This window comes from Variovorax sp. YR634 (assembly GCF_900106655.1).
Taxonomy (GTDB): Bacteria; Pseudomonadota; Gammaproteobacteria; order Burkholderiales; family Burkholderiaceae_C; genus Variovorax.
Genome location: NZ_FNOL01000018.1, coordinates 48,847 through 71,305, shown reverse-complemented (window position 1 = coordinate 71,305; position 22,459 = coordinate 48,847). Strand labels below are relative to the sequence as shown.

Annotated in this window: 23 protein-coding genes; 9 read left to right on the top strand and 14 right to left on the bottom strand. The window is 66.2% G+C overall.

What is annotated here, in order from left to right; translation table 11 throughout:
- Nucleotides 1-5: 5 nt before the first annotated feature.
- Nucleotides 6-902, bottom strand: a complete 897-nt coding sequence (locus tag BLV60_RS25040) for a LysR family transcriptional regulator (RefSeq protein ID WP_093057988.1) — start codon at nt 900-902, stop codon at nt 6-8.
- Nucleotides 903-1,027: 125 nt separating this feature from the next.
- On the opposite strand from BLV60_RS25040, the gene BLV60_RS25035 reads away from it, so the two are divergent.
- The 3 genes from BLV60_RS25035 (at nt 1,028) to BLV60_RS25025 (ending at nt 3,003) form a co-directional block, all read left to right on the top strand.
- Nucleotides 1,028-1,771, top strand: coding sequence for an SDR family oxidoreductase (locus tag BLV60_RS25035; RefSeq protein ID WP_093057987.1), 744 nt, complete (start codon nt 1,028-1,030; stop codon nt 1,769-1,771).
- Between the two features lie 45 nt (nt 1,772-1,816).
- Nucleotides 1,817-2,713, top strand: a complete 897-nt coding sequence (locus BLV60_RS25030; RefSeq protein WP_093057986.1) for an SDR family oxidoreductase — start codon at nt 1,817-1,819, stop codon at nt 2,711-2,713.
- Nucleotides 2,714-2,778: 65 nt separating this feature from the next.
- A complete protein-coding gene (locus tag BLV60_RS25025) occupies nt 2,779-3,003 on the top strand; it encodes a SlyX family protein (protein WP_093057985.1) in 225 nt (74 codons plus the stop codon).
- Between the two features lie 10 nt (nt 3,004-3,013).
- On the opposite strand, the gene BLV60_RS25020 is transcribed toward BLV60_RS25025, so the two are convergent.
- The 8 genes from BLV60_RS25020 to cyoA are packed head-to-tail and all read right to left on the bottom strand — an operon-like array spanning nt 3,014 to nt 10,524.
- Entirely contained in the window at nt 3,014-3,703 is a 690-nt protein-coding gene (locus tag BLV60_RS25020) for a PAQR family membrane homeostasis protein TrhA (protein WP_176928925.1), read from the bottom strand.
- Between the two features lie 36 nt (nt 3,704-3,739).
- On the bottom strand, nt 3,740-4,285 hold the full coding sequence (locus BLV60_RS25015; protein ID WP_093057984.1) for a response regulator transcription factor: 546 nt from the start codon (nt 4,283-4,285) through the stop codon (nt 3,740-3,742).
- A complete protein-coding gene (locus BLV60_RS25010) occupies nt 4,266-5,702 on the bottom strand; it encodes an ATP-binding protein (protein ID WP_176928923.1) in 1,437 nt (478 codons plus the stop codon). The genes BLV60_RS25015 and BLV60_RS25010 overlap by 20 nt, the downstream gene beginning before the upstream one ends.
- Entirely contained in the window at nt 5,659-6,453 is a 795-nt protein-coding gene (locus BLV60_RS25005; protein WP_093057983.1) for an SURF1 family protein, read from the bottom strand. Before BLV60_RS25005 ends, BLV60_RS25010 begins: the two co-directional genes overlap by 44 nt.
- Nucleotides 6,453-6,851, bottom strand: a complete 399-nt coding sequence (gene cyoD / locus BLV60_RS25000; protein ID WP_093057982.1) for a cytochrome o ubiquinol oxidase subunit IV — start codon at nt 6,849-6,851, stop codon at nt 6,453-6,455. Before cyoD ends, BLV60_RS25005 begins: the two co-directional genes overlap by 1 nt.
- Nucleotides 6,848-7,501: a cytochrome o ubiquinol oxidase subunit III gene (gene cyoC, locus BLV60_RS24995; protein ID WP_093057981.1), complete on the bottom strand. Its 654-nt coding sequence runs from the start codon at nt 7,499-7,501 to the stop codon at nt 6,848-6,850. Before cyoC ends, cyoD begins: the two co-directional genes overlap by 4 nt.
- Entirely contained in the window at nt 7,494-9,497 is a 2,004-nt protein-coding gene (gene cyoB / locus BLV60_RS24990) for a cytochrome o ubiquinol oxidase subunit I (RefSeq protein WP_093057980.1), read from the bottom strand. Before cyoB ends, cyoC begins: the two co-directional genes overlap by 8 nt.
- A gap of 1 nt (nt 9,498) precedes the next feature.
- On the bottom strand, nt 9,499-10,524 hold the full coding sequence (cyoA, locus tag BLV60_RS24985; RefSeq protein ID WP_093057979.1) for a ubiquinol oxidase subunit II: 1,026 nt from the start codon (nt 10,522-10,524) through the stop codon (nt 9,499-9,501).
- 179 nt (nt 10,525-10,703) lie between these two features.
- Between cyoA and BLV60_RS24980 the strand changes: the two genes are divergently transcribed.
- On the top strand, nt 10,704-12,044 hold the full coding sequence (locus BLV60_RS24980) for an MFS transporter (protein ID WP_093057978.1): 1,341 nt from the start codon (nt 10,704-10,706) through the stop codon (nt 12,042-12,044).
- Nucleotides 12,045-12,123: 79 nt separating this feature from the next.
- On the top strand, nt 12,124-12,810 hold the full coding sequence (locus BLV60_RS24975) for an HAD family hydrolase (protein ID WP_093057977.1): 687 nt from the start codon (nt 12,124-12,126) through the stop codon (nt 12,808-12,810).
- A 267-nt stretch (nt 12,811-13,077) separates the two neighbouring features.
- On the opposite strand, the gene BLV60_RS24965 is transcribed toward BLV60_RS24975, so the two are convergent.
- The 5 genes from BLV60_RS24965 to BLV60_RS24945 all read right to left on the bottom strand — a co-directional run bounded on the left by BLV60_RS24965 (nt 13,078) and on the right by BLV60_RS24945 (nt 17,151).
- Nucleotides 13,078-14,079: an isopenicillin N synthase family dioxygenase gene (locus BLV60_RS24965; RefSeq protein WP_093057976.1), complete on the bottom strand. Its 1,002-nt coding sequence runs from the start codon at nt 14,077-14,079 to the stop codon at nt 13,078-13,080.
- Complete coding sequence (locus BLV60_RS24960; protein ID WP_093057975.1) at nt 14,076-14,819, bottom strand: amino acid ABC transporter ATP-binding protein; 744 nt, start codon at nt 14,817-14,819, stop codon at nt 14,076-14,078. The genes BLV60_RS24965 and BLV60_RS24960 overlap by 4 nt, the downstream gene beginning before the upstream one ends.
- Nucleotides 14,816-15,526 (bottom strand): amino acid ABC transporter permease, encoded by a 711-nt coding sequence (locus BLV60_RS24955; RefSeq protein WP_081265922.1) that lies wholly within the window; start codon nt 15,524-15,526, stop codon nt 14,816-14,818. Before BLV60_RS24955 ends, BLV60_RS24960 begins: the two co-directional genes overlap by 4 nt.
- Before the next feature lie 13 nt (nt 15,527-15,539).
- Nucleotides 15,540-16,235 (bottom strand): amino acid ABC transporter permease, encoded by a 696-nt coding sequence (locus BLV60_RS24950; protein ID WP_093057974.1) that lies wholly within the window; start codon nt 16,233-16,235, stop codon nt 15,540-15,542.
- Nucleotides 16,236-16,323: 88 nt separating this feature from the next.
- Nucleotides 16,324-17,151: an ABC transporter substrate-binding protein gene (locus BLV60_RS24945; protein ID WP_093057973.1), complete on the bottom strand. Its 828-nt coding sequence runs from the start codon at nt 17,149-17,151 to the stop codon at nt 16,324-16,326.
- 186 nt (nt 17,152-17,337) lie between these two features.
- Between BLV60_RS24945 and fabV the strand changes: the two genes are divergently transcribed.
- From fabV to BLV60_RS24925, 4 genes are all read left to right on the top strand, one after another.
- On the top strand, nt 17,338-18,534 hold the full coding sequence (gene fabV / locus BLV60_RS24940) for an enoyl-ACP reductase FabV (RefSeq protein ID WP_093057972.1): 1,197 nt from the start codon (nt 17,338-17,340) through the stop codon (nt 18,532-18,534).
- A 27-nt stretch (nt 18,535-18,561) separates the two neighbouring features.
- On the top strand, nt 18,562-18,981 hold the full coding sequence (locus BLV60_RS24935; RefSeq protein WP_093057971.1) for a group II truncated hemoglobin: 420 nt from the start codon (nt 18,562-18,564) through the stop codon (nt 18,979-18,981).
- Between the two features lie 39 nt (nt 18,982-19,020).
- Nucleotides 19,021-20,244: an NAD(P)/FAD-dependent oxidoreductase gene (locus BLV60_RS24930; RefSeq protein ID WP_093057970.1), complete on the top strand. Its 1,224-nt coding sequence runs from the start codon at nt 19,021-19,023 to the stop codon at nt 20,242-20,244.
- Between the two features lie 142 nt (nt 20,245-20,386).
- The gene (locus tag BLV60_RS24925) at nt 20,387-22,450 is read left to right on the top strand and encodes a bifunctional 2',3'-cyclic-nucleotide 2'-phosphodiesterase/3'-nucleotidase (RefSeq protein WP_093058061.1); all 2,064 of its coding nucleotides are present in this window, start codon (nt 20,387-20,389) and stop codon (nt 22,448-22,450) included.
- The last annotated feature ends 9 nt before the right edge of the window (nt 22,451-22,459 follow it).

Sequence of the window (22,459 nt, the reverse complement as noted above, 5' to 3'; positions counted from 1 at the left end):
CCTGCTCAGGTTTGCGCTGCCGCTTCGAAGATGTCGCGCAGCCACTGCGTGAACACTCGCACCCGCGACGACAGCTGCCGGTTCTGCGCATAGAGCACCGAGACCGGCATCGGCGGTGGTGCGAAGCCGGGCAGCAGCACCTTCAGTCGCCCGTCCGCCAGCTCCGCGGCCACACGGTAGCGCGGCACTTGCACCAGCCCCAGGCCCGCGACGGCCGAGCCGGTGTACAGGTCGGCGCCCGTCACCGAGACGATGCCGCCGAGCTGCACGCTCGTCACCCGCCCGTCGACCGTGAATTCGAGCGGCACCGCCTTGCCCGTGGCGCTGGAGATGTAGTGGATGGCGCGGTGCACCGACAGCGCTTCCACGCTCTCGGGCTCGCCGCGCTGCGCCAGGTAGGCCGGGCTCGCGACCGTGACTTGCGGCAACAGCGCCACGCGCCGCCCGACCATCGATGAATCTTGCAGCGTGCCCGCGCGCAGGACGCAGTCGACGCCTTCGCGCACCAGGTCGACCAGCCGGTCGTCCTCGCCGATGTGCAGTTCCAGATCGGGATATCGCGCCAGGAACGCCGGCAGCGCGGGCACCACGAAATGCCGCGCCAGCGTGCCCTGCAGGTTCACGCGCAGCAGCCCCTTGGGCGCCTCGTCGCGGAACAGGCCTTCGGCCTCTTCCACGTCGGCCAGCAGCCGCACGCAACGGCGGTAGTAGGCCTCGCCGTCTTGCGTGAGGCGCACGGTGCGGGTGGTGCGCTCCAGCAGCCGGGTGCCCAGGCGCTGCTCCACGCGCTTGATCAGGTTGGTGACGGTGGCGCGCGGAATCTGCAGGTCTTCGGACGCCTGCGTGAAGCTCTGGCGCTCGGCGATGCGCACGAAGGCCAGCATTTCCTGGAAGCGGTCCATGGGGTGATCTTGGAATTTATTGTTGAAGTAAATGGAATGGTAATGGCGATTCAAGGCTGATTATCTTTGGATGGGAACGATCGATCATTCGTCTCACCAACCAACCACTGCAAAGGAAAACAGCCATGAACAAGCCCTCCAACTCCAAAGTCGCCCTCGTCACTGGCGCATCGCGCGGCATCGGCGCCGCCATTGCGCGGCGTCTCGCCAAGGACGGCTTCGCGGTCGCCGTCAACTACGCGTCGAGCCCGGCGCAGGCCGACGCCCTCGTCGCCGAACTGCAGGCCGCCGGCGGCAAGGCTTTCGCGGTCAAGGCCGACGTGGCCAGCGCCGGCGAAGTGCGCGCCATGTTCGACGCCGTCGAGGCGCAACTCGGCAAGGTCGACGTGCTGGTCAACAACGCCGGCGTGCTCAAGACCGTGCCGCTGGCCGAACACACCGACGCGCTCTACGACCAGACCTTCGACATCAACGTGCGCGGTACCTTCAACACGCTGCGCGAAGCCGCCCCGCGCCTCAACGAGGGCGGGCGCGTCGTCAACTTCTCGAGCACCACGCTCGCGCTGAACATGCCCGGCTATGCGATCTACAACGCCACCAAGGCGGCGGTCGAGGCCTTCACGCACGTCTTCGCCAAGGAACTGCGCGGCCGAAACATCACGGTGAACGCCGTGGCGCCGGGCCCGATCGCCACCTCGCTGTTCCTCGACGGCAAGACCGAAGAACAGATCCAGACCTTCGCCAGGATGCCCCCGCTGCAGCGCCTCGGCCAGCCCGAGGACATCGCTTCGGTGGTGGCCTTCCTCGCCGGCCCGGACGCGGGCTGGGTCAACGGGCAGGTCCTGCGCGCCAACGGCGGCGTGGCCTGAGGCATTCGCTTTCTCGGATCAACCCAACCCATACGGAGAAACCTCATGCAAAAGCAGATCATCCTGGTCACCGGTGCTGGCACCGGCATTGGCAAGCTCAGCGCGCAATCGCTGGCCGAAGCCGGCCACGTCGTCTACGCGTCGATGCGCGACATCGCGGGCCGCAATGCCGGCCGCGCCGCCGAACTGCGCTCGCTCGCTGCGGCGAAGAACATTCAGCTGCACCCGCTCGAACTCGACGTGCTCTCGCAGGACTCGGCCGATGCCGCCGCCGCGACCATCGTGCGCGAGCAGGGCCACCTCGACGTGGTGATGCAGAACGCCGGCCACCTCGTGGTCGGTCCGACCGAGGCCTTCACGCCCGAGGAGATCGTGAAGGTGTTCGACACCAACGTGCTCGGCGCGCAGCGCGTGAACCGCGCGGTGCTGCCGTACCTGCGCAGGCAGGAGTCGGGGCTGATGCTGTGGATCAGCAGCACCACCACCAAGGGCGGCTTTCCGCCGTTCATGGGCCCTTATGGCGCGGCCAAGGCGGCGATGGATTCGCTGGCCGTCACGCTGGCCTACGAGATCGCGCGCTTCGGCATCGAGACTTCCATCGTCGTGCCGGGCGCCTTCACCAGGGGCACCGACCACTTCCCGAGCGCGGGCAAGCCGGCCGATGCCGCGACCGCCGCCGCCTACAGCCGCTACGACGGCGTGATGGACCAGATCGGCGAACGCCTCTCGGCGCTGACGCCCGACAACGCCGACCCGCAGGCCGTGGCCGACGAGATCGTGCGCATCGTGGGCCTGCCCGCCGGCACACGGCCGATGCGCTCGCTGATCGACTTCGTGGGCGACGGTGCGACGGAGGTGTTCGAGGTGTCGGAGCGTGTGCGCATCGAGTTCGCGAAGCGCATCGGCATGGGCGATCTGCTCGAAGCGAAGGTACGGCGCTAAGAGGCCAAGAGGAGGCTAAGGGAGGCGTCATAAAAGGTGGGTCGGTCTTCCTGTCCAATAGCGGCATGGAAAACCCACCCCACGACCTCGCGGAACGCGTGACCGAGCTCGAGATCAAGTCGAGCTACGCCGAAGACCTGCTCGACCAGCTGAACATGACGATCTACCGCCAGCAGCAGCAGATCGACCGGCTGATCCTGCAGGTGACGCAACTCAAGGAGCAGAGCCAGAACGCGATGCAGGACGGCGCCGCGCGCAACCCGCGCGACGAGCTACCGCCGCATTACTGAGTCAGGAAGATCAGCCGTGCGAGTGCCAGAGCACGGCGAAGAAATGGCAGGTGCTGCCCGCCAGCACGAACAGGTGCCACACCGAATGCGCGAAGCGCACCTTGTTGTCGAACAGGAACACCACGGCTCCCGCCGTATAGAAGAGCCCACCGGCCACGAGCCAACCCAGCCCCGCCGGTGACATGCGCTCGTACAGCGGCACCGCAGCCATCAGCGCCATCCACCCCATCGCCACATAGAGCCCGGTCGACCACAGCGGATGCTGCAGCCGGTTGAACAGCTTGGCGCTCACGCCCAGCACGGCCGCCGCGCAGATGGCGCCGAACAGCGTCCACCCCAGCGGCCCGCGCAGCACGCCGAAGAGAAAGGGCATGTAGCTGCCCGCGATGAAAAGGTAGATGGCCGCGTGGTCCAGCCGGTTGAACCAGGCCTTGGCCCGGCCCATGGGCAGTGCGTGGTACAGCGTGGAGATCAGGTACAGCACGATGGCCGTGCCCGCGAAAAGACAGGCGCCGACCACGCCCGCGGCCTGCCCCTTCTGCACCGCGTTGTAGACCAGGATGGGCAGCGCGGCGATGGCCAGCGCCAGGCCCAGGCCGTGGCTCAGGGCATTGAAGAGTTCTTCCATCGCCGTCTGGTCGCGGGCTGCCAGCACGGAGGTGCGCTGCGAGGGTTGCGTCTGGGGGGGAGCTGTCGTCATCGGAACCTCATGCAGATGGAGGGATGTAGTGGTTGCCTACTTGACCTGCTGCTTGCCCAGCTTGCGCGCCAGCGTACGCCGGTGCATGCCGAGCCTGCGCGCGGTCTCCGAGATGTTGAAGCCGGTTTCGGCCAGCGTCTCGTGGATGCGCTCCCATTCGAGCGTCTTGATCGAGGTCGAGCGGTTGGTCAGCTCGACCTCTGTTGTGCCGGCGGCGCGGCCGAAGGCGGCCTCGATGTCGTCGGTGTTCGACGGCTTGGCCAGGTAGTGGCAGGCGCCGAGCTTGATGGCTTCCACCGCGGTGGCGATGCTGGCGAAGCCGGTCAGCACCACGATCAGCATCTTGGGGTTGTGCCGGTGCAGCATCTGCACGGCGGCCAGGCCCGAGGCCTCGCCGTTGAGCTTCAGGTCGACCACCGCGTAGCCGGGCGACGCGGTGGCCAGCAGGGCGTCGACTTCCGCGAGGTTGCCTGCCTGCGTCACGGCATAGCCGCGGCGCTCGAAGGAGCGGCCGAGCGCGCGCGCGAAGGCGTCGTCGTCCTCGACGATCAGCAACTGGCGCTCAGCTTCGGTTTCGGTCATTGCCTTCCACTTCGATGGTCTCGCCGTCGAGGACCTTTTCGTCGTCCTCTTCCGTCTCTTCTTCTTCCAGCACGATGGCCGCGAGCGGCAGCGTGATCTTCACGATGGCGCCGCCCTCGGGCCGGTTGGCCGCCGCGACGCGGCCGCCGACAGTGCGCGCCACGTTCACGACCAGGAACAGCCCGAGCCCACCGCCGGGGCGGCCCTTGCTCGACTGATAGGGTTTGCCGAACTCCTTCAGGATGGCCGGCAGGAAGCCGGGGCCTGCGTCCGTGACCGTGATCGTCAGCGCGTCGGCGTCGTGCGCCGCCTCGAGGCGCAGCCAGTGCGGCGACGCCTCCAGCGCATTGTCGAGCACGTTGCAGATCATCTGCTTGAGGGCCGAGTCGGAGACCATGGGCAGGTCCCGGCCAAAGCGGTTGTCGTACTCGAAGTCTTCCACGGGGCGGGTGGTGCGCCACTCTTCGATCAGGTCGTCGAGGAAGGTGCTGACCGTGGTTTCTTCCGATGACTCGCCGCGCGCCTCGCCGGCCGACAGCAGGATGCCGCTCACGATGCTCTTGCAGCGCTGGATCTGCAGCTCCATCTCGGCCACCTCAGTCAGCAGCTCGGGGTCGGAGCTGAAATGCGGCAGCCGGCGCCAGTCGCCCAGGATCACCGCCAGCGTGGCCAGCGGCGTGCCCAGCTCGTGCGCCGCACCCGAAGCCAGCAGGCCCATGCGCACGATGTGTTCTTCTTCCGAGGCGCGCTGGCGCAGGTCGGCCAGCCGGGCGTCGCGCGCGCGCAGGTTGCGGCCGATGCGGGTGATGAAGATCACGAGCAGCGCCGCGTTCAGCGCGAAGCACACCAGCATGCCCTGGATGTAGGGGCTCCACAGGCCGCGGTTGTGGTCCAGCGGCAGCGCGAGCGGGCGCGAAAACAGCGCCAGCCCGGCGAAGCAGATGCTGGTGATGACCACGATGGTCCAGGTCGACCAGGGCTTCAGCAGCACCGCGCCGAGCGTCACCTGCAGCAGGAACAGAAACACGAAGGGGTTGGTCGCGCCGCCGCTCAGGTAGAGCTGCGCCGTGAGCGTGGCCACGTCGACCAGCAGCGCGAGGAACAGTTCGCCGTTGGTCACGCGCCGGTGGCTGCGCGAACGCAGCAGGCTCACCATGTTGAAGAGCGCAAGGCAGGTCAGCACCTGCAGCATGTGGTCCAGCGGCAACCGGATCGCGAAGCCGTAGTGCACCACCAGGATGGTGACGACCTGCCCGACCACGGCGAACCAGCGCAGCTGGATCAGCTGCTGCATGTTCTGGTGGCCGGTGGCGTTGTCGAGGCTCGCGACGCCGGCGCGGGGGGCGTGCAGCTCGCCTGCGACCGCGGCGGTGTCAGTCGTCGCGGCGAGCATCTTGGGCGGGGCGGGCTTCGGCATGGGCCGCATTTTCGCTGCGCCGTACGAACCAGGCCGCGACCAGCACCATCAGGGCCAAGCCGTACCACGTCAGGGCGTAAACCAAGTGGCTGTTGGGAAAGGCGATGACCGTCAGGCCGGCGGCGGGCCATGCGGGGGTGTCGATGCTGGCTGTGGCCTGCGCGGGCGCGGCCTCGGCATCGACGAAGTAGGGCGCGACATTGTTCAGGCCGCGCGCCGCGGCAATGGCCTGCACGTCGCGCGAGAACCAGCGATCGGCGGCCGCGTCGTTCTTGCGCAGGAAGCCGCCCTTGGGTTCGGTGAGGCGCAGCAGGCCGGCCACGGTGGTCTCGCCCTGCGGCTCTTGCGCGGTGCGGGCCGGGCGTTCGCGTGCTTCAGGCGGCACGAACCCGCGATTGACGAGCACCACGGTGCCGTCCGCGCTGCGCAGCGGGGTCAGCACCCAGAAGCCGGCGCCGAGCTTGGTGCTGGCTTGCACCAGCGTCTCTTTGTCGTGGAGAAAAGTGCCGGCAAGGCGGACATGCCGATATTCATCGTTGGCCGCGTTGACCGTGGGCCATTCGGTTCGCCCGGGCGCCGCGGCAGCCGGGGCATGCACGCGCTGTTCGACGCGGGCGATGAGATCGAGCTTCCAGGCCCTGCGCTCGACCTGCCAGGTGCCGAGCGCGAAGAAGCCGGCAAAGGCGAGGGCTGCGCCGACCGCCAGCGCCACCCGCGCGGCGGTGGAACGCTGGCGGACCGCTGCCGCCATCAGGGCATGTTCTTCATGTCGTGCATCGAGGCCGGCATCATGTTGGTGTTCATGTGGTACATGACCCACAGCGAACCGGCCAGCGTGATGACCACGAGCACGAGCGTGAAGATCAGCGCCAGCATGTTCCAGCCGCCTTCGGACTTGGCGTCCATGTGCAGGAAGTACACCATGTGCACCACGATCTGCACCACGGCGAAGGCCAGGATGACGAGGGCGGTGGTGTTGGGCTTGTCGAAGACCTTGGCCATCACGAGCCAGAACGGAATGGCGGTGAGGATCACGGCCAGCACGAAGCCGGTCATGTAGCCCTTGAAGGTGCTGTGGCTCACCGGGCCATCGTCGTGGCTGTCATGGCCATGTGCGCCGTGGCCGGCGGTTTCGGTGTGCGCGCTCATTGCAGCGATCCCATCAGATACACGAAGGTGAAGACGCCGATCCAGACCACGTCCAGAAAGTGCCAGAACATCGACAGACACATCAGGCGGCGGCGGTTGGCGGCGGTGAAGCCGTGCTTGGGCAGCTGGATCATCAGGACGATGAGCCAGACGATGCCGAAGGTCACGTGCAGGCCGTGGGTGCCCACCAGTGCGAAGAACGACGACAGGAAGGCGCTGCGCTGCGGGCCCGCGCCTTCGTGGATCAGGTGCGCGAACTCGTACAGCTCCAGGCCGATGAAGCCCGCGCCCAGCAGGCCGGTGATGGCCAGCCAGACCAGCACGGCGCCCATGCGGCGCTTCTGCATCTCGAGCACGGCGAAGCCGTACGTGATGGACGACAGCAGCAGCAGCGAGGTGTTGATTGCCACCAGCGGCAGGTCGAACAGGTCGGCGCCCGAGGGGCCGGCCGCGTAGCTGCGGCCCAGCACGCCGTACACCGCGAACAGGCACGCGAAGATGAGGCAGTCGCTCATCAGGTAGAGCCAGAAGCCCAGCAGCGTGCCGTTCTCGGGGTGATGGTCTTCGTTGCGTACGTTGAAGACCTCGAACGCGGGCGCGTTCGACGCTTGGCCGGCGCTGCCGGCGGAAAGAGCGGTGGTGTTAGACATGGGCAGCTAGCAGGCGCGTGCGCGCGTCTTCGGTGCTGACGACTTCTTCCGTGGGGATGTGATAGTCGCGCTTGTAGTTGAACGTGTGGATGATCACTGCGGCGAGCATGGCGACGAAGCCGATGCCGGCCACGAGCCACATCTGCCAGATCATTGCGAAGCCGCCCACCGCGGCCAGCGCTGCGATGATGAAGCCGGCGGCCGTGTTCTTGGGCATGTGGATCGGGCTGAAGCCTTCCAGCGGACGCTGGTAGCCGCGGGCCTTCATGTCGGACCAGGCGTCGTTGTCATGCACGCGCGGCGTGAACGCGAAGTTGTAGGCCGGCGGGGGCGACGAGGTCGACCATTCGAGCGTGCGGCCGTTCCACGGGTCGCCCGTGGTGTCGCGCAGCGATTCGCGGCGAATGAAGCTCACCACCAGCTGGATGATGAACGAGGCGATGCCCAGCGCGATCAGCACGGCGCCGAAGGCGGCAACCTGGAACCAGATCTGCAGCGACATGTCCTGGAAGTGGTTCATGCGGCGGGTGACGCCCATCAGGCCCAGGATGTACAGCGGCATGAAGGCGAACCAGAAGCCGACGATCCAGAACCAGAACGAGCACTTGCCCCAGAACGGGTCGAGCTTGTAGCCGAAGGCCTTCGGGAACCAGTAGGTGATGCCCGCCAGCATGCCGAACAGCACGCCGCCGATGATCACGTTGTGGAAGTGGGCGATCAGGAACAGGCTGTTGTGCAGCACGAAGTCGGCCGGGGGAACGGCCAGCAGCACGCCGGTCATGCCGCCGATCACGAAGGTGATCATGAAGCCGATGGTCCACATCATGGGCAGCTCGAAACGGATGCGGCCGCGGTACATGGTGAAGAGCCAGTTGAAGATCTTCGCGCCCGTCGGGATCGAGATGATCATCGTCGTGATGCCGAAGAACGAGTTCACGCTGGCACCGGAGCCCATGGTGAAGAAGTGGTGCAGCCAGACGAGGTACGACAGGATGGTGATCACGACCGTGGCGTACACCATCGAGGCGTAGCCGAAGAGGCGCTTGCCGGAGAAGGTGGAGACCACTTCCGAGAAGATGCCGAAGGCCGGCAGGATCAGGATGTACACCTCGGGGTGGCCCCAGATCCAGATCAGGTTCACGTACATCATGGCGTTGCCGCCGAGGTCGTTCGTGAAGAAGTTGGTGCCGACGTAGCGGTCGAGCGACAGCAGGGCCAGCACGGCGGTCAGCACCGGGAAGGCTGCAACGATCAGAACGTTGGTGCACAGCGCGGTCCAGGTGAACACGGGCATCTTCATCATCGTCATGCCGGGCGCTCGCATCTTCACGATGGTCGCCAGCAGGTTCACGCCGGATAGCAATGTGCCCACCCCCGCTATCTGCAATGACCATATGTAGTAGTCGACCCCCACGTCGGGGCTGAAGAGAATGCCCGACAGCGGCGGGTAGGCCAGCCAGCCGGTCTTGGCGAATTCACCGACGAACAGCGACGCCATCACGAGGCCGGCGCCGAAGGTGGTCATCCAGAAGCTGAAGTTGTTCAGGAACGGGAAGGCCACGTCGCGCGCGCCGATCTGCAGCGGCACCACGAAGTTCATGAGGCCCGTGACCAGCGGCATCGCCACGAAGAAGATCATGATCACGCCGTGGGCGGTGAAGACCTGGTCGTAGTGGTGCGGCGGAAGGAAGCCGGCGTTGTCGCCGAAGGCCATCGCCTGCTGGGCCCGCATCATCAGCGCGTCGGCGAAGCCGCGCAGCAGCATCACCAGGCCCAGGATGATGTACATGATGCCGATCTTCTTGTGGTCGATGCTGGTGATCCAGTCGCGCCACAGCATGCCCCACAGCTTGAAGTAGGTCAGTGCGCCGAGGACGGCGATGCCGCCCAGCACCACGCCCGCAAAGGTCGCGAGCAGGATCGGTTCGTGGAAGGGAATCGCCTCCCATGAGAGGCGGCCGAAGACGAGCTTCGTCAGGTCTAGGTTCTGCAACATCTTATTCTTCGGTGGTGCACATCGCGGTGACGTACTTGCGCTTGGGCGTGTCGAGTGAATCGACCTGCCAGGCTTGCTTGGTGGCAACGTTGAAGGCGCCGGGCTTGCCCATGCCGCCGTCGGCGTCGATGGCCATCATTTCCTTCATGCACATCTTGTTGCGGTCCACGCACAGGTTGAGGATGGCGTCGTACAGGGCAGGGTCCACGGCGGCGTAGTGACGCACGGGCTCGCGCTCGCTCGGCACTTCGAGCTTCTTGTAGAGATCGCGCGTGAGTTCGCCGTCCTTGCCGGCCTTGACCTTCTGGATCCACTGGTCGAAGTCGCCGTTGCTCAGGCCGTGGAACTTGAAGCGCATGCCCGAGAAGCCGGCGCCGCTGTAGTTGGCGGAGAAGCCTTCGAACTCGCCCGGCTTGTTGATCACCGCGTGCAGCTTGGTTTCCATGCCCGGCATGGCGTAGATCTGGCCGGCCAGCGCGGGGATGAAGAACGAGTTCATCACCGAAGACGCCGTGATCTTGAAGCTGATCGGGCGGTCCACCGGGGCGGCCAGCTCGTTCACCGTGGCGATGCCTTGCTCGGGGTAGATGAAGAGCCACTTCCAGTCGAGTGCCACCACTTCGACCACCAGCGGCTTGGTTTCGGCCGGAATCGCGCGCTGGGCGTCGAGGCGGCGCAGCGGCTGGTAGGGGTCGAGCGTGTGGGTGCTGATCCAGGTGATGGCGCCGAGCGCGATGATGATGAGCAGCGGCGCCGCCCAGATCGCCAGTTCGAGCTGGGTCGAGTGGTCCCAGTCGGGGCTGTAGGTGGCCTCTTTGTTGGATTGGCGATAGCGCCAGGCAAAGAAGATGGTCAGGGCGATCACCGGGATGATGATGATCAGCATCAGCACGGTGGAGACGACGATGAGGCGTCCCTGCTGATTGGCGATGTCGCCGGATGGGTTCATCAGCACCGTGTTGCAGCCCGCCAGGAGCATGGCGGAAAGCAGCAGGAGTGATCGGCGAAGGTTCTTGAGGATGTGCATGCCGAAGGAAAAGAGGTGCAGGGGCGACGCAAAAAGACCCCACAATCTACGCCTGAAGACGGGTTTCGCCTATTGGACGTTTTGTCCTATGGCGGTAAATGTGATTCGGTGCGACGCTCTGGGATCTCCATGGTCTTATGGTGTCGCGCCCCGGCGTGACACCTGAATTACAGCAAGCAATGACGACGTCCAGCATCAGTCCGCAAGGCGCACAGCCGCTGCCGAACTCGCCCGAGCACGGCGGCGCCCGGCAGGGCGACGACCACTCGCACATCGCCCCCGGCGAGATCGCGGTCGGCGTGATCATCGGCCGCGCCTCCGAATATTTCGACTTCTTCGTCTACGGCATCGCCTCGGTGCTGGTGTTCCCGGCGGTCTTCTTTCCGTTCGAGCAGCACCTCGAGGGCGTTCTCTATTCGTTCCTGATCTTCTCCTTCGCCTTCATTGCGCGTCCATTCGGAACTGTCATCTCGATGGTCATCCAGCGACGATTCGGGCGGGAGGCCAAGCTCACGTCGGCACTTTTCGTGCTGGGCACCTCCACCGCTGGCATCGCCTTCCTGCCGGGCTATGCGAGCCTGGGCTTCACGGCCATCGTGCTTCTGTCGGTGTTCCGCTTCGGCCAGGGCCTGGCGCTGGGCGCTTCCTGGGACGGCCTGCCGTCGCTGCTGGCGCTGAATGCCCCGGCCAACCGCCGCGGCTGGTACGCCATGCTGGGCCAGCTGGGTGCGCCCATCGGCTTCTTCATTGCCAGCGCGCTGTTCGCTTACCTGTATTCGAGCCTGCCGTCCGAAGACTTCCTCGACTGGGGCTGGCGCTACAGCTTCTACGTGGCCTTCGCGATCAACGTGGTGGCGCTGTTCGCCCGCCTGCGCCTGGTGGCCACCGACGAATACTCGCGCCTGCTCGAAGAGCGTGAACTGGAGCCCACCAGCGTGAGCGAACTGGTTCGCTCGCAGGGCGCCAACCTGCTGATCGGTGCCTTCGCCGCGCTGGCCAGCTACGCGCTGTTCCACCTGATCACGGTGTTCCCGCTGTCGTGGATCACGCTGTATTCCGACCAGTCGGTCACCGAATTCCTGATCGTGCAGATGATCGGCGCGGTGCTCGGCGCCGCCGGCATCGTGGCTTCGGGCCTGCTGGCTGACCGCATCGGCCGACGCTTCACGCTGGGCGGCCTGGCTGCCGTGATCGCGGCTTTCAGTGGTTTCGCCCCCACGCTGCTCGATGGCGGCCGTGTCGGGCAGGACATCTTCATCCTGCTGGGCTTCGTGATCCTGGGCTTGTCGTACGGCCAGGCGGCTGGCGCCGTGACTTCGAACTTCGCGCCCAAGTACCGCTACGTTGGCGCGGCACTCACGGCCGACCTGGCCTGGCTGATCGGCGCGGCGTTCGCGCCACTGGTTGCCCTCGGCCTGTCGGCCCACTTCGGTCTGGCCTACGTCAGTATCTACCTGCTGTCGGGTGCCATCGCCACGCTGGGCGCGCTGGGGCTGAACCGGGCACTGGCGCGGGACTGACGACTTGCACAAGGCAGCCAACTGCCGCCGTTTCTTTCAAAAGGGGCCGTTTCGGCCCCTTTTTCATTAGGATGCTCCGATGTTCGCCGCCGCAATCTTCGACATGGACGGGCTGCTGATCGATTCGGAGCGGCCCATCATGGCCGCCTGGATCGAGGCCGCCCGCACGCTCGACATCGAGCTTTCGCACAGCCAGTACCTGCAGGTCGTCGGGCTGGCCATGACCGAGTCCGAACACATCCTCGCGTCGCTGCTGGGCGGTGCGGATGCCTACAACCACGCCGTGGCTCATGTCCGCCAGCGCCTGCAGCTGGAGCGCTCTGACGGTGCGCCGCTGTTTCCCATCAAGCCCGGCGCGGCCGAATTCCTGAGCGCGCTGCGCGAACGCGGCACGCGCTGCGCCGTGGCCTCGTCATCGACCAGCGGGCAGATCCAGGCCTGCCTTGGCAGCCTGGGCGTGCTGCACCATTTCTCGGCCTTCGCGGGCGGCGACGAGGTTGCGCGCGCCAAGCCCGATCCGGCGCTCTACCTGCTCGCGGCCGAACGGCTGGGCGTGGACCCGGCGGAATGCATCGCCTTCGAGGACAGCGAGAACGGCGCCAAGGCGGCGCTCGCGGCGGGCATGCGTGTCGTGGTCGTGCCCGACCTCAAGCACCCGCCCGCATCCATCATCGAGCGGGCCTTCCATGTGCTCGAGTCGCTGCACGAAGCGGTGCCGCACCTGTCGCGCTGGTTTCCCGGTGAGGCAGCAGCAAGGCTCTCATGATCAAGATCGGCACGCTCTGCCATGTAGTCGACAGCTGCCTGGCGTCGCCCTTCACGGAGCGTGCGGTGGGCCGGATCGTGGAAGTGGTCTCGTCTCGCCGCCCTACGAGGCGCCGAGCGAGCGCTACCTGCCCGGCACGTACTACGACGTGCTGTTCGAGGGCTGGACCTTCTATTGCCGCAGCGACAAGCTCGTGCCCATTTCCGACCCCAATGCCGAGATCGAACGCTGGGAAGACGCCTTCCTCGACGAGCCTTCGCCAGCCGTTCAGAGCACTTCGTCGCGCAACTGCGGGAACACCTTCGACACCTTCGCGAGCAGGTAGTCGCCATAGCGCCCGCTGAAGGCGTGCACGTTGGCGCGGTCCCAGCGCTCGGCGCTGTCGTCGCGCGCCTCGGCGCCTGCGAGGCCTTCGATGCGCTGCACGCGCGCCTCGAAGTTCGGGTCGAAGAACAGCGGAAACGACAGCCGGTCGTGCCCTGAAGTGTTGCGCTTCACCCGGTGCGGCGTCGATTTGTAGAGCCCGCCGGTCATGCGGTCGAGCATGTCGCCGATGTTGCAGACGAACGAACCCGCCACGGGCGGCGCGTCGATCCAGCCACCTGGCGTGTGCACCGCGAGGCCGCCGATCTGGTCCTGGTGCAGGATCGTGAGCAGCCCGTAGTCGGTGTGCTCGCCCACGCCCCACTGCACGTCGAGGCCTTCGGGCACGGCCTGCGTCGGATAGTTGAAGAGGCGGAACAGGATCAGCGGGTCGGCCGTGTAGCGTTCGGCGAAGTAGCCCGCGCTCAGGCCGAGGCTCAGCGCAATGCCTTCCATCAGCCGGTGACCCAACTGCGTGACAGCCGCTATGTAGTCGAGGATGGTCTCGCGAAAGCCCGGCACGTCGGGGAACAGGTTTGGCCCGTGCACTGGCGTTTTCGCCTGCACCAGTGGGTGCGTGGCGGGCAGTTCGGTGCCGAGGTAGAGGCCTTCCTTCCAGTCGGGCCGGCCCGAGGTCAGCTCGCCGCCGAGCGGGAAGAAGCCGCGCCAGGCGCGTCCGCCGAGGGCCATGCGCCACTGCATCTTGGTTTCTTCGGGCAGCTCGAAGAAGCGGTGGCTCAGCTCTTCGAGCCGCTTCACCAGCGCCGCATCGACGCCGTGGCCTGTCACGTAGAAGAAGCCGTGGGCGCGGCAGGCGGCGCCGATCTGCGCGGCGACGGCGTCGCGCCCGGGTGTGCCGGCCACGAGCGGCGCGACGTCGATGAGGGGGAGGGTGGTGTCGGTCATGCGTCTCTCGCGAAAGGCGATCGGATGTCGGACAGGAACTGCTGCGCACGCGGATGCTGTGGCTGGTTGAAGAAGTCGTCCGGCGTGGCGCGCTCCAGCACCTTGCCTTCGTCCATGAACAGCACGCGGTCGGCCACCTCGCGAGCGAAGCCCATTTCGTGCGTCACGCAGACCATCGTCATGCCGTCGCGTGTCAGGTCGCGCATCACCAGCAGTACCTCGCCGACCATTTCGGGGTCGAGCGCGCTGGTGGGCTCGTCGAACAGCATCAGCGGCGGCTGCATCGCGAGCGCGCGTGCAATTGCCACGCGCTGCTGCTGGCCACCCGACAGTTCGCTCGGCCATGCGTTGGCCTTGTTCGACAGGCCCACGCGGTGCAGCAGCGCCATCGCCCGCTCGTCGGCCTCCTTGCGCGTGAGGCCGCGCAGCTGCATCGGCGCCATCGTGCAGTTCTGCAACACCGTGAGATGCGGGAACAGGTTGAACTGCTGGAACACGAAGCCGATGCGCGAGCGGAAGGCGTTCACGTCCAGGCCCGGCGCATGGATGTCCTGCCCGTCGACGACGATGCGGCCCGATTGAATCGGCTCCAGCCGGTTGAAGGTGCGGATCAGCGTCGACTTGCCAGAGCCCGAGGGTCCGCACACCACGACGACTTCGCCCTTGTGGATGGTCTCGCTGATGTCGACCAGCGCGTGGTAGCTGCCGTACCACTTGTTGACTTTTTCGAGTTCGATCATGCGGACACCTTGGCGGTGGCTGTAGAGATGCCGCGGCGCGCGAGCCGGCGTTCCAGCCAGTAGGCGAAGCGCGACAGGCCGAAGCAGAGAATGAAATACGTCCCGCCCAATATCAGGTAGATCTGCGCGGGCTTGGTGAACACCTGCGTGTTGATCTGCGTCGCGATGAACGACACCTCGGCCAGCCCGATGATGTAGCCCAGCGAGGTTTCCTTGATGGTCGAGACGAACTGGTTCACCAGCGAGGGCAGCATGCTGCGCAGCGCCTGCGGCAGCACCACGAGCCGCATCGCTCGGCCATAGCCCAGGCCCAGTGCGCGGGCCGTTTCCATCTGACCGCGCGGCAGGCCCTGGATGCCGGCGCGCACGATCTCGGCGAGGTAGGCGGCATCGAACACCACGAGCGCGATCAGCATGGTCGTGAACTGGTCGGTCTTCACGCCCGTGACGCTGGGCAGGAAGAAGTAGGCCCAGAAGATCACCATCAGCAGCGGCAGCCCGCGCACCACGAACACGAAGCCCGTGACCGGCCAGCGCAGCCAGCGCCACGGGCTCACGCGCGCCAGCCCGAGCACGATGCCCAGCGGCAGTGCGAGCACCAGCCCGCAGGAGGCCAGCAGCAGCGTGAGCACCAGCCCGCCGAGCGGGCCGTTGGGGTACTGCCCGATGAGGAAGTAGACCCAGTAGTCGTTGATGATCTGCAACATCGCGTTGGTGCCCTCAGATGGTCCGCACCGGGTAACGGTGGTGGTACCAGGTCGCCAACCCGGTGATGGCCAGCGACACCGTCAGGTACGCCGCGCTCGCGAACGCAAAAGACTCGAAGCTGCGGAAGGTCGCGCTCTCGACCTGGCCCGCCTGATACATCAGCTCGGCCACGCCGATCACGGTGGCGATGGAGGTGTTCTTCCAGAGGCTCAGCGTCTGCGAGATGAGCGGCGGAATGGTCACGCGCAGCGCCTGCGGCAGCACCACGCGGCGCATGGTGGCCAGGTAGCTGAAGCCTATTGCGCGGCCGGCTTCGAACTGCACCGAAGGAATCGCGCGGATGCCGCTGCGGATGTCTTCCGCCATGAAGGCGGCCGTGTACAGCGCCAGCGCGATCACAGCGCTGTAGGCCTCGATATGCCCCGCGTAGAGCCATTGCTTGATGCCCTCGGGCAGCAGCTCGGGCGCGCCGAAGTACCAGAACAGCATGTGCGCGAGCAGCGGGATGTTGCGGATCGACTCCACGTACGCAAAGCCGAGCCAGCGCAGCGGCGCGAAGGGCGACAGCCGCAGGAGCGCCACCACCAGTGCGATGGGCAGCGCCAGCACCAGCGCGGCCGCGAGCAGCTGCAGCGACAGCAGCAGGCCCGCGATGAGCATATCGTGGTACTTGCCGGTCAGCAGCAAGGAATAGTCGAACAGGGGCATGGGGGGCGACAGTATCACCGCCGCGAAGGGCCGGGGCCGCGTGCCCCCATCCCGGCCTTCCCCCAGCGGGGGAAGGAGAAACGCGGGCTCAGTCGATCTTGTCGGAGTCGAGCTTGAAGTCGCGCGTCTGGAAGCCAGAAGCCGTCGTCGGGCCGTACCACTTGATGAAGATCTTCTGCGCTTCGCCCGACTTCTCGAGCTCGCGCAGCGTGTCGTCCACCACTGCCTTCAAGCCGGTCTCGCCCTTCTTGATGCCGATGGCCAGCGCCTCGGTGCTCAGGTTCTGCTTGAGCACCACGTACTGCGCCTTCTGCGCGCCCAGCTTGGCGTAGCTGCGCAGCAGTGCGGCCTCGTCGTCCACATAGCCCACGCCCTTGCCCTGCTGCAGCGCCTGGAAGGCCTGCTGGCTCGTGTCGAAGGTCACGACCTCGACGTTGGGCACGGCCTTGCGGATGTTGGGCTCCTGCGTGCCGCCGCGGATGGTCAGCACCTTCTTGCCCGCGAGCTGCGGCACTTCGCTGATACCGCTGTCCTTCTTCACGATGGCCTTCTGGCCGGTGACGAAGGTGGTGAGAGAGAAGTCGATCTGCGCCTCGCGCTCCTTGTTGTGCGTGAGGCCGGCTGCCACCAGGTCAACGTGGCCCTGCTGCAGCTCCGGAATGCGCGCGGCCACAGCGATCTGCTTGAGCACCGGCTTCACGCCGATCTTCTTGGCGATGGCGTTCACCAGGTCGACTTCGTAGCCGACGATCTGACGCGTCTTCGGATCGACGAAGGTCGCGGGCTCGTCGGTGCCGAGCACGCCGACGACCAGTTCGCCCTTTTTCTTGATGTCGGCCAGCTGGTCGGCGTGGGCGACGGTGCCGAGCAGGAAGGTGGAAGCGGCGACGGCCGCGGCGAGCATGGTATGGCGCATAGGTTGTCTCTCTCCTAAAGGAAATTCAGGGTCGAACCATATCAATAAAACCCCTGATTATTAAATCGTCAATCGACATATGCATATGGACAAGCTGAAGGCGGTTATTACGGGCTGGGTTAAATTCGCGGCGCCAAAAACGCGCTCCCGCCGTTTTCTTCCCGCATCTCATCCAGCGAGATCCTCATGATCATCAAACCCCGCGTACGTGGCTTCATCTGCGTCACGACCCATCCCACCGGCTGCGAAGCCAACGTCAGGCAGCAGATCGACTACGTCAAGGCCCAGGGGCCCATCGCGGGCGGCCCGAAGAAGGTGCTGGTGATCGGCGCATCGACCGGCTACGGCCTGGCCGCGCGCATCACCGCCGCTTTCGGCAGCGGCGCCGACACGCTCGGCGTGTTCTTCGAACGCCCGGGCAGCGAAACCAAGCCCGGCTCGCCCGGCTGGTACAACACCGCCGCTTTCCATCGCGCCGCGACAGCCGAAGGCCACTACGCGAAGAGCATCAACGGCGATGGCTTCTCCGATGCTGTGAAGCAGCAGGTCATCGACACCATCCGCGCCGACCTCGGCCAGGTCGACCTCGTCGTCTACAGCCTGGCCGCGCCGCGACGCACGCACCCGAAGACCGGGCAGGTCTTCAACTCGGTGCTCAAGCCCATCGGCAAGTCGGTGAACCTGCGCGGCCTCGACACCGACAGCGGAGCCGTGAAGGAAACGGTGCTCGAACCCGCGACGCAGGAAGAAATCGACAACACCGTGGCCGTGATGGGCGGTGAAGACTGGCAGATGTGGATCGACGCGCTGCAGCAGGCCGGCGTGCTGGCCGACGGCGCGAAGACCACCGCCTTTACCTATCTGGGCGAGCAGATCACGCACGACATCTACTGGAACGGCTCCATCGGCGCCGCCAAGAAGGACCTCGACCAGAAGGTGCTGGGCATCCGCGCGCAGCTGGCCGCCAAGGGCGGCGATGCGCGCGTGTCGGTGCTGAAGGCGGTCGTCACGCAGGCCAGTTCGGCCATTCCGATGATGCCGCTGTACCTGTCGCTGCTGTTCAAGGTGATGAAGGCGCAGGGCACGCACGAGGGCTGCATCGAGCAGGTGCACGGGCTCTTTGCCGAAAGCCTCTACGGCAGCACACCGCACATCGACGAGGACGGCCGCCTGCGCGCGGACTACAAGGAACTGGCGCCGCAGGTGCAGGCTCGCGTGCTGGAGCTCTGGCCGCAGGTGACCGGCGACAACCTCGACGAGCTCACCGATTTCGCCGGCTACAAGACCGAGTTCCTGCGCCTCTTCGGCTTCTCGGTGGAGGGCGTGGACTACGAGGCCGACGTGAACCCCGACGTGGCCATTCCCGGCCTCGTGCAGCTCTAGCAAGCGCCTGGAGGGATACTCCCGCCCATGCAGATTCAAGAAAAGCCGCCCGCCGGCACGCCGTTCGACTGGATCGGCGGCGAACCGAAGGTAGAGGCGCTGGTCGAGCGCTTCTACGACCTGATGGACCTCGAGCCCGCCTATGCGCAGCTGCGCGCAGTGCACGGCACCAGCCTCGACAACGCGCGCCAGCGCCTGTTCTGGTTCCTGTGCGGCTGGCTCGGCGGGCCGCAGCACTACACCGACCGCTTCGGCCATCCGATGCTGCGGGCGCGCCACCTGCCGCAGAGCATCGGCGGCCACACCATCGGCATCAAGGAGCGCGACCAGTGGCTGGCCTGCATGGACCAGGCCATGGGCGAGACGGGCGTGCCGGAAGACTTGCGCGAGCGCCTGCGCGACTCCTTCTTCAAGACCGCCGACTGGATGCGCAACCGCGGCGAGTGACCGACCGATCACACAACGATTTCGAAAGACGCTTCTCTCATGAATTCCATCGTCATCATCGGCGGCGGCCATGCCGCGGCCCAGCTCTGCGCCGGCCTTGCCGAAGCAGGGCAGGGCGCGCGCGTGCACCTGGTCTGCGAAGAGGCCTGCGAGCCGTATCACCGCCCGCCGCTGTCCAAGGCCTTTCTCAAGAGCGCGGAAGAAACCACGCAGCCGCACAAGGCCGCCGACTGGTATCGCGAGGCGGGCATCACGCTGCACCTGGGCGATGCCGCCGTGGCCATCGACCGCGAGGCGCACACCGTCACTCTGCGTTCGGGCGCGATCCTGCCGTGGCAGCAACTGGTGCTGGCCACCGGCACCCGCGCGCGCCAGATGCCCGACCTGAAGCCGGGCCTGGAAAACGTCGCGAGCCTGCGCGCGGCCGACGAAGCGCATCGCCTGCGCACGCGGCTCGCGGCGGCCGAACATGTGACGGTGCTCGGCGGCGGTTTCATCGGGCTCGAAGTGGCGGCCACCGCCAAGGCGCTCGGCAAGTCGGTGCAGGTGATCGAGAGCGCGCCGCGGCTGCTGGGGCGCGCGGTGTCGCCCGAGTTGTCGGCGCACGTGCTCGCCACGCACCGCGCGGCCGGCATCGACATCGTGCTCGGCGCGCAGACCGGCGCGTTCGAAGTCGAAGGCGACCGGCTGGTGTCGGTGCAGGTCAACGGCGTGAAGCAGCCTGTCGACCTGCTGCTGCTCGGCATCGGCGCAGTTCCCGAGACCGCGCTCGCGCAAGCGGCTGGCATCGAATGCGCGGACGGCATCGTGGTCGACGGCCACATGCAAACCAGCGCGGCCGACGTGCTCGCGGTGGGCGACTGCACGCGCTTCCCCGACCGCCGCGCGGGCCGGGTGCTACGGCTCGAATCGGTGCAGAACGCCAACGACCAGGCGCGCACCGCAGTGGCCACGCTGACCGGCGCGGCGCGCGCGCACGACGCGGTCGCGTGGTTCTGGTCCGACCAGGGCGGCATGCGCCTGCAGATGGTCGGCCTGATGCCGGCCGAAGGCACGCCGGGCCTGAGCAGCGTGCGCCGCGCGGGGCCGAAGCCCGATGCGTTCTCGCTGTTCCATTACGTCGACGGGCAGCTCGTGTGCGTGGAGTCGGTGAATGCGCCGGTCGATCACATGATGAGCCGCAAGCTGCTCGAAGCGGGGCGCAACCCCGATGCGGCGGCGGTGGCGGATGCGGCGGTACCACTAAAGAATCACCTGTCGTGAACCTGTCGTAAGAGTGCCGCAGGTCGGGCCCGGTTCACTGGCCTGTCACTCTGCTTTCAGAGACTGGTCTTCCTCTAATTTGCAGGGAGACCTCTCGATGAAGAACGATGCAGCGGCCACGTCGCTTTCGCGTTTTGTCCCCATGACCACCTGTGCCGCCGTCCTGGCCGCCGCGCTCACCGCCTGCGGTGGCGGAAGCGGCGGCGGCACAGTCGTCATTCCGCCGGTGACGTCGGACCCCACGCCCACCACGCCCGCACCGGTGGCCAAGGGCACGCGCACCACGGTGGCCCTGCTCGAAACCACCGACCTGCACTTCAACGTGCTGAGCTTCGACTACTTCAAGGTTGCCGAAGACAAGTCGTACGGCTACGAGCGCGCGTCCACGCTGATCAACGCGGCGCGCAAGGAGTTCGCCAACACGATGCTGTTCGACAGCGGCGACACCATCCAGGGCACGGCGCTGGCCGACTACGAGGCGCTGATCAACCGCATTCCGTGCACGCAGCCGCTGTCGATGTACAAGGCGATGAACGCCACGGGCTTCGATGCCGGCACGCTCGGCAACCACGAATTCAACTACGGCCTGGAGTTTCTCAATCAGGCAATCGGCGGCGGGCTCGATGTCGATGGCGTGGACGCCACCAAGAAGTGCGTCGGGCCGAGCTTTCCGCTGGTGCTGGCGAACGTGCAGAGCGTGAAGACCGGCAAGCCGCTGCTCGCGCCGTACGTCATCCTGAACAAGCAGTTCACCGCGACCGGGCCCGACGGCAAGAGCGTTACGGTGCCGCTGAAGGTTGGCGTGATCGGCTTCACCACGCCCGGCATCATGAACTGGGACAAGCGCTACCTCGAAGGCAAGCTGCGCACTGAGGGCACGGTGGAAGCGGCAACCCGGTACATCCCCGAACTGCGCGCCAAGGGCGCCGACATCGTGGTCGCGCTGCAGCACGGCGGGATCGACGGATCGGCCTACTCGCCGACGATGGAGAACTCGGCCCTGTACCTCGCTAAGGTGCCGGGCATCGACGCGCTGATGATGGGCCACCAGCACGCCGTTTTCCCCGACCGCAGCGCCAAGCCCGGCTTCACGCAGGCCGGCGTGGACAACACGGCCGGCACCGTCAACGGTGTGCCGGCGGTGATGGCTTCGTCGTGGGGCAAGTCGCTGGGCCTCATCAAGCTGGAGCTGGAGTACGACGGCAAGGCCTGGAGCGTGGACAAGAGCAAGACCGTGGTCGACGCGCGCTCCACGCAGACAGGCAAGGACAGCGCCAACAAGGCCGTGTACGTCGATGCCGACCCTGCGATCGCTCCGCTGGTCGATACGCAGCACAAGGCCGCGATCACTTACGTGAAGACGCCTATCGGCAGTACCGACTTCCGCATGAACACCTTCTTCGCGGACGTGGGCGACCCGGGTGCGATCCAGATCGTGAACCAGGCGCAGGCCGACTACGTGAAGGCCTACATCCAGGCCAACCTGTCGCAGTACGCGAGCCTGCCGGTGCTGTCGGTGAGCGCGCCCTTCAAGTCGGGCTACGAAGGCGGTCGCGACTACACCGACGTGGCCGTGGGCAACCTGGCGATCTTCAATGCGGCCGACCTGTACCTGTACCCGAATACGGTGTATGCGGTGAAGGTGACGGGCGCGGAAATCAAGAGCTGGCTCGAAGCAGCGGCCAAGCGCTTCAACAAGATCAGCCTGACGGCCACGGCCGACCAGCAGCTCATCAGCACCTTTCCGGGCTACAACTTCGACATGTTCACCACGCCCGACGTGCAGTACGAGATCGACGTGACGCAGGACGTGGGCAGCAGGATCAAGAACCTGACGTACCTGGGCGCTGCGATCGACCCGGCGAAGGAGTTCGTCATCGCGACGAACAACTACCGTGCGACGAGCGGTGCGAGCTTCATCCCCGCGCTGGACGGGCGCGCGACGATCTATGCATCGCCGGATGCGAACCGCGACGTGCTGATCGACTACATCAAGGCCAAGAAGACCATCACGCGTGCAACCAACGGTGCGGCGCGCAGCTGGCGTTTCACGCAAGTGACGACGGCGGGGAATGTGGTGTTCACGTCGGGGCAGGGTCAACTGAGCGCTGCGACGGATGCCGGATTGACGAACATCTCGCTGCTGACGGCCGATGACGGCAGCGGCAAGGGCCGCTCGGTCTACAAGCTCGATCTGAGCCAGTAAGGCAAAAGA

Coding starts and splice junctions, on each gene's coding strand:
- BLV60_RS25040 (WP_093057988.1), bottom strand. CDS start 902: ATGGACCGCTTCCAGGAAATGCTGGCCTTCGTGCGCATCGCCGAGCGC.
- BLV60_RS25035 (WP_093057987.1), top strand. CDS start 1,028: ATGAACAAGCCCTCCAACTCCAAAGTCGCCCTCGTCACTGGCGCATCG.
- BLV60_RS25030 (WP_093057986.1), top strand. CDS start 1,817: ATGCAAAAGCAGATCATCCTGGTCACCGGTGCTGGCACCGGCATTGGC.
- BLV60_RS25025 (WP_093057985.1), top strand. CDS start 2,779: ATGGAAAACCCACCCCACGACCTCGCGGAACGCGTGACCGAGCTCGAG.
- BLV60_RS25020 (WP_176928925.1), bottom strand. CDS start 3,703: ATGACGACAGCTCCCCCCCAGACGCAACCCTCGCAGCGCACCTCCGTG.
- BLV60_RS25015 (WP_093057984.1), bottom strand. CDS start 4,285: ATGACCGAAACCGAAGCTGAGCGCCAGTTGCTGATCGTCGAGGACGAC.
- BLV60_RS25010 (WP_176928923.1), bottom strand. CDS start 5,702: ATGCCGAAGCCCGCCCCGCCCAAGATGCTCGCCGCGACGACTGACACC.
- BLV60_RS25005 (WP_093057983.1), bottom strand. CDS start 6,453: ATGGCGGCAGCGGTCCGCCAGCGTTCCACCGCCGCGCGGGTGGCGCTG.
- cyoD (WP_093057982.1), bottom strand. CDS start 6,851: ATGAGCGCGCACACCGAAACCGCCGGCCACGGCGCACATGGCCATGAC.
- cyoC (WP_093057981.1), bottom strand. CDS start 7,501: ATGTCTAACACCACCGCTCTTTCCGCCGGCAGCGCCGGCCAAGCGTCG.
- cyoB (WP_093057980.1), bottom strand. CDS start 9,497: ATGTTGCAGAACCTAGACCTGACGAAGCTCGTCTTCGGCCGCCTCTCA.
- cyoA (WP_093057979.1), bottom strand. CDS start 10,524: ATGCACATCCTCAAGAACCTTCGCCGATCACTCCTGCTGCTTTCCGCC.
- BLV60_RS24980 (WP_093057978.1), top strand. CDS start 10,704: ATGACGACGTCCAGCATCAGTCCGCAAGGCGCACAGCCGCTGCCGAAC.
- BLV60_RS24975 (WP_093057977.1), top strand. CDS start 12,124: ATGTTCGCCGCCGCAATCTTCGACATGGACGGGCTGCTGATCGATTCG.
- BLV60_RS24965 (WP_093057976.1), bottom strand. CDS start 14,079: ATGACCGACACCACCCTCCCCCTCATCGACGTCGCGCCGCTCGTGGCC.
- BLV60_RS24960 (WP_093057975.1), bottom strand. CDS start 14,819: ATGATCGAACTCGAAAAAGTCAACAAGTGGTACGGCAGCTACCACGCG.
- BLV60_RS24955 (WP_081265922.1), bottom strand. CDS start 15,526: ATGTTGCAGATCATCAACGACTACTGGGTCTACTTCCTCATCGGGCAG.
- BLV60_RS24950 (WP_093057974.1), bottom strand. CDS start 16,235: ATGCCCCTGTTCGACTATTCCTTGCTGCTGACCGGCAAGTACCACGAT.
- BLV60_RS24945 (WP_093057973.1), bottom strand. CDS start 17,151: ATGCGCCATACCATGCTCGCCGCGGCCGTCGCCGCTTCCACCTTCCTG.
- fabV (WP_093057972.1), top strand. CDS start 17,338: ATGATCATCAAACCCCGCGTACGTGGCTTCATCTGCGTCACGACCCAT.
- BLV60_RS24935 (WP_093057971.1), top strand. CDS start 18,562: ATGCAGATTCAAGAAAAGCCGCCCGCCGGCACGCCGTTCGACTGGATC.
- BLV60_RS24930 (WP_093057970.1), top strand. CDS start 19,021: ATGAATTCCATCGTCATCATCGGCGGCGGCCATGCCGCGGCCCAGCTC.
- BLV60_RS24925 (WP_093058061.1), top strand. CDS start 20,387: ATGACCACCTGTGCCGCCGTCCTGGCCGCCGCGCTCACCGCCTGCGGT.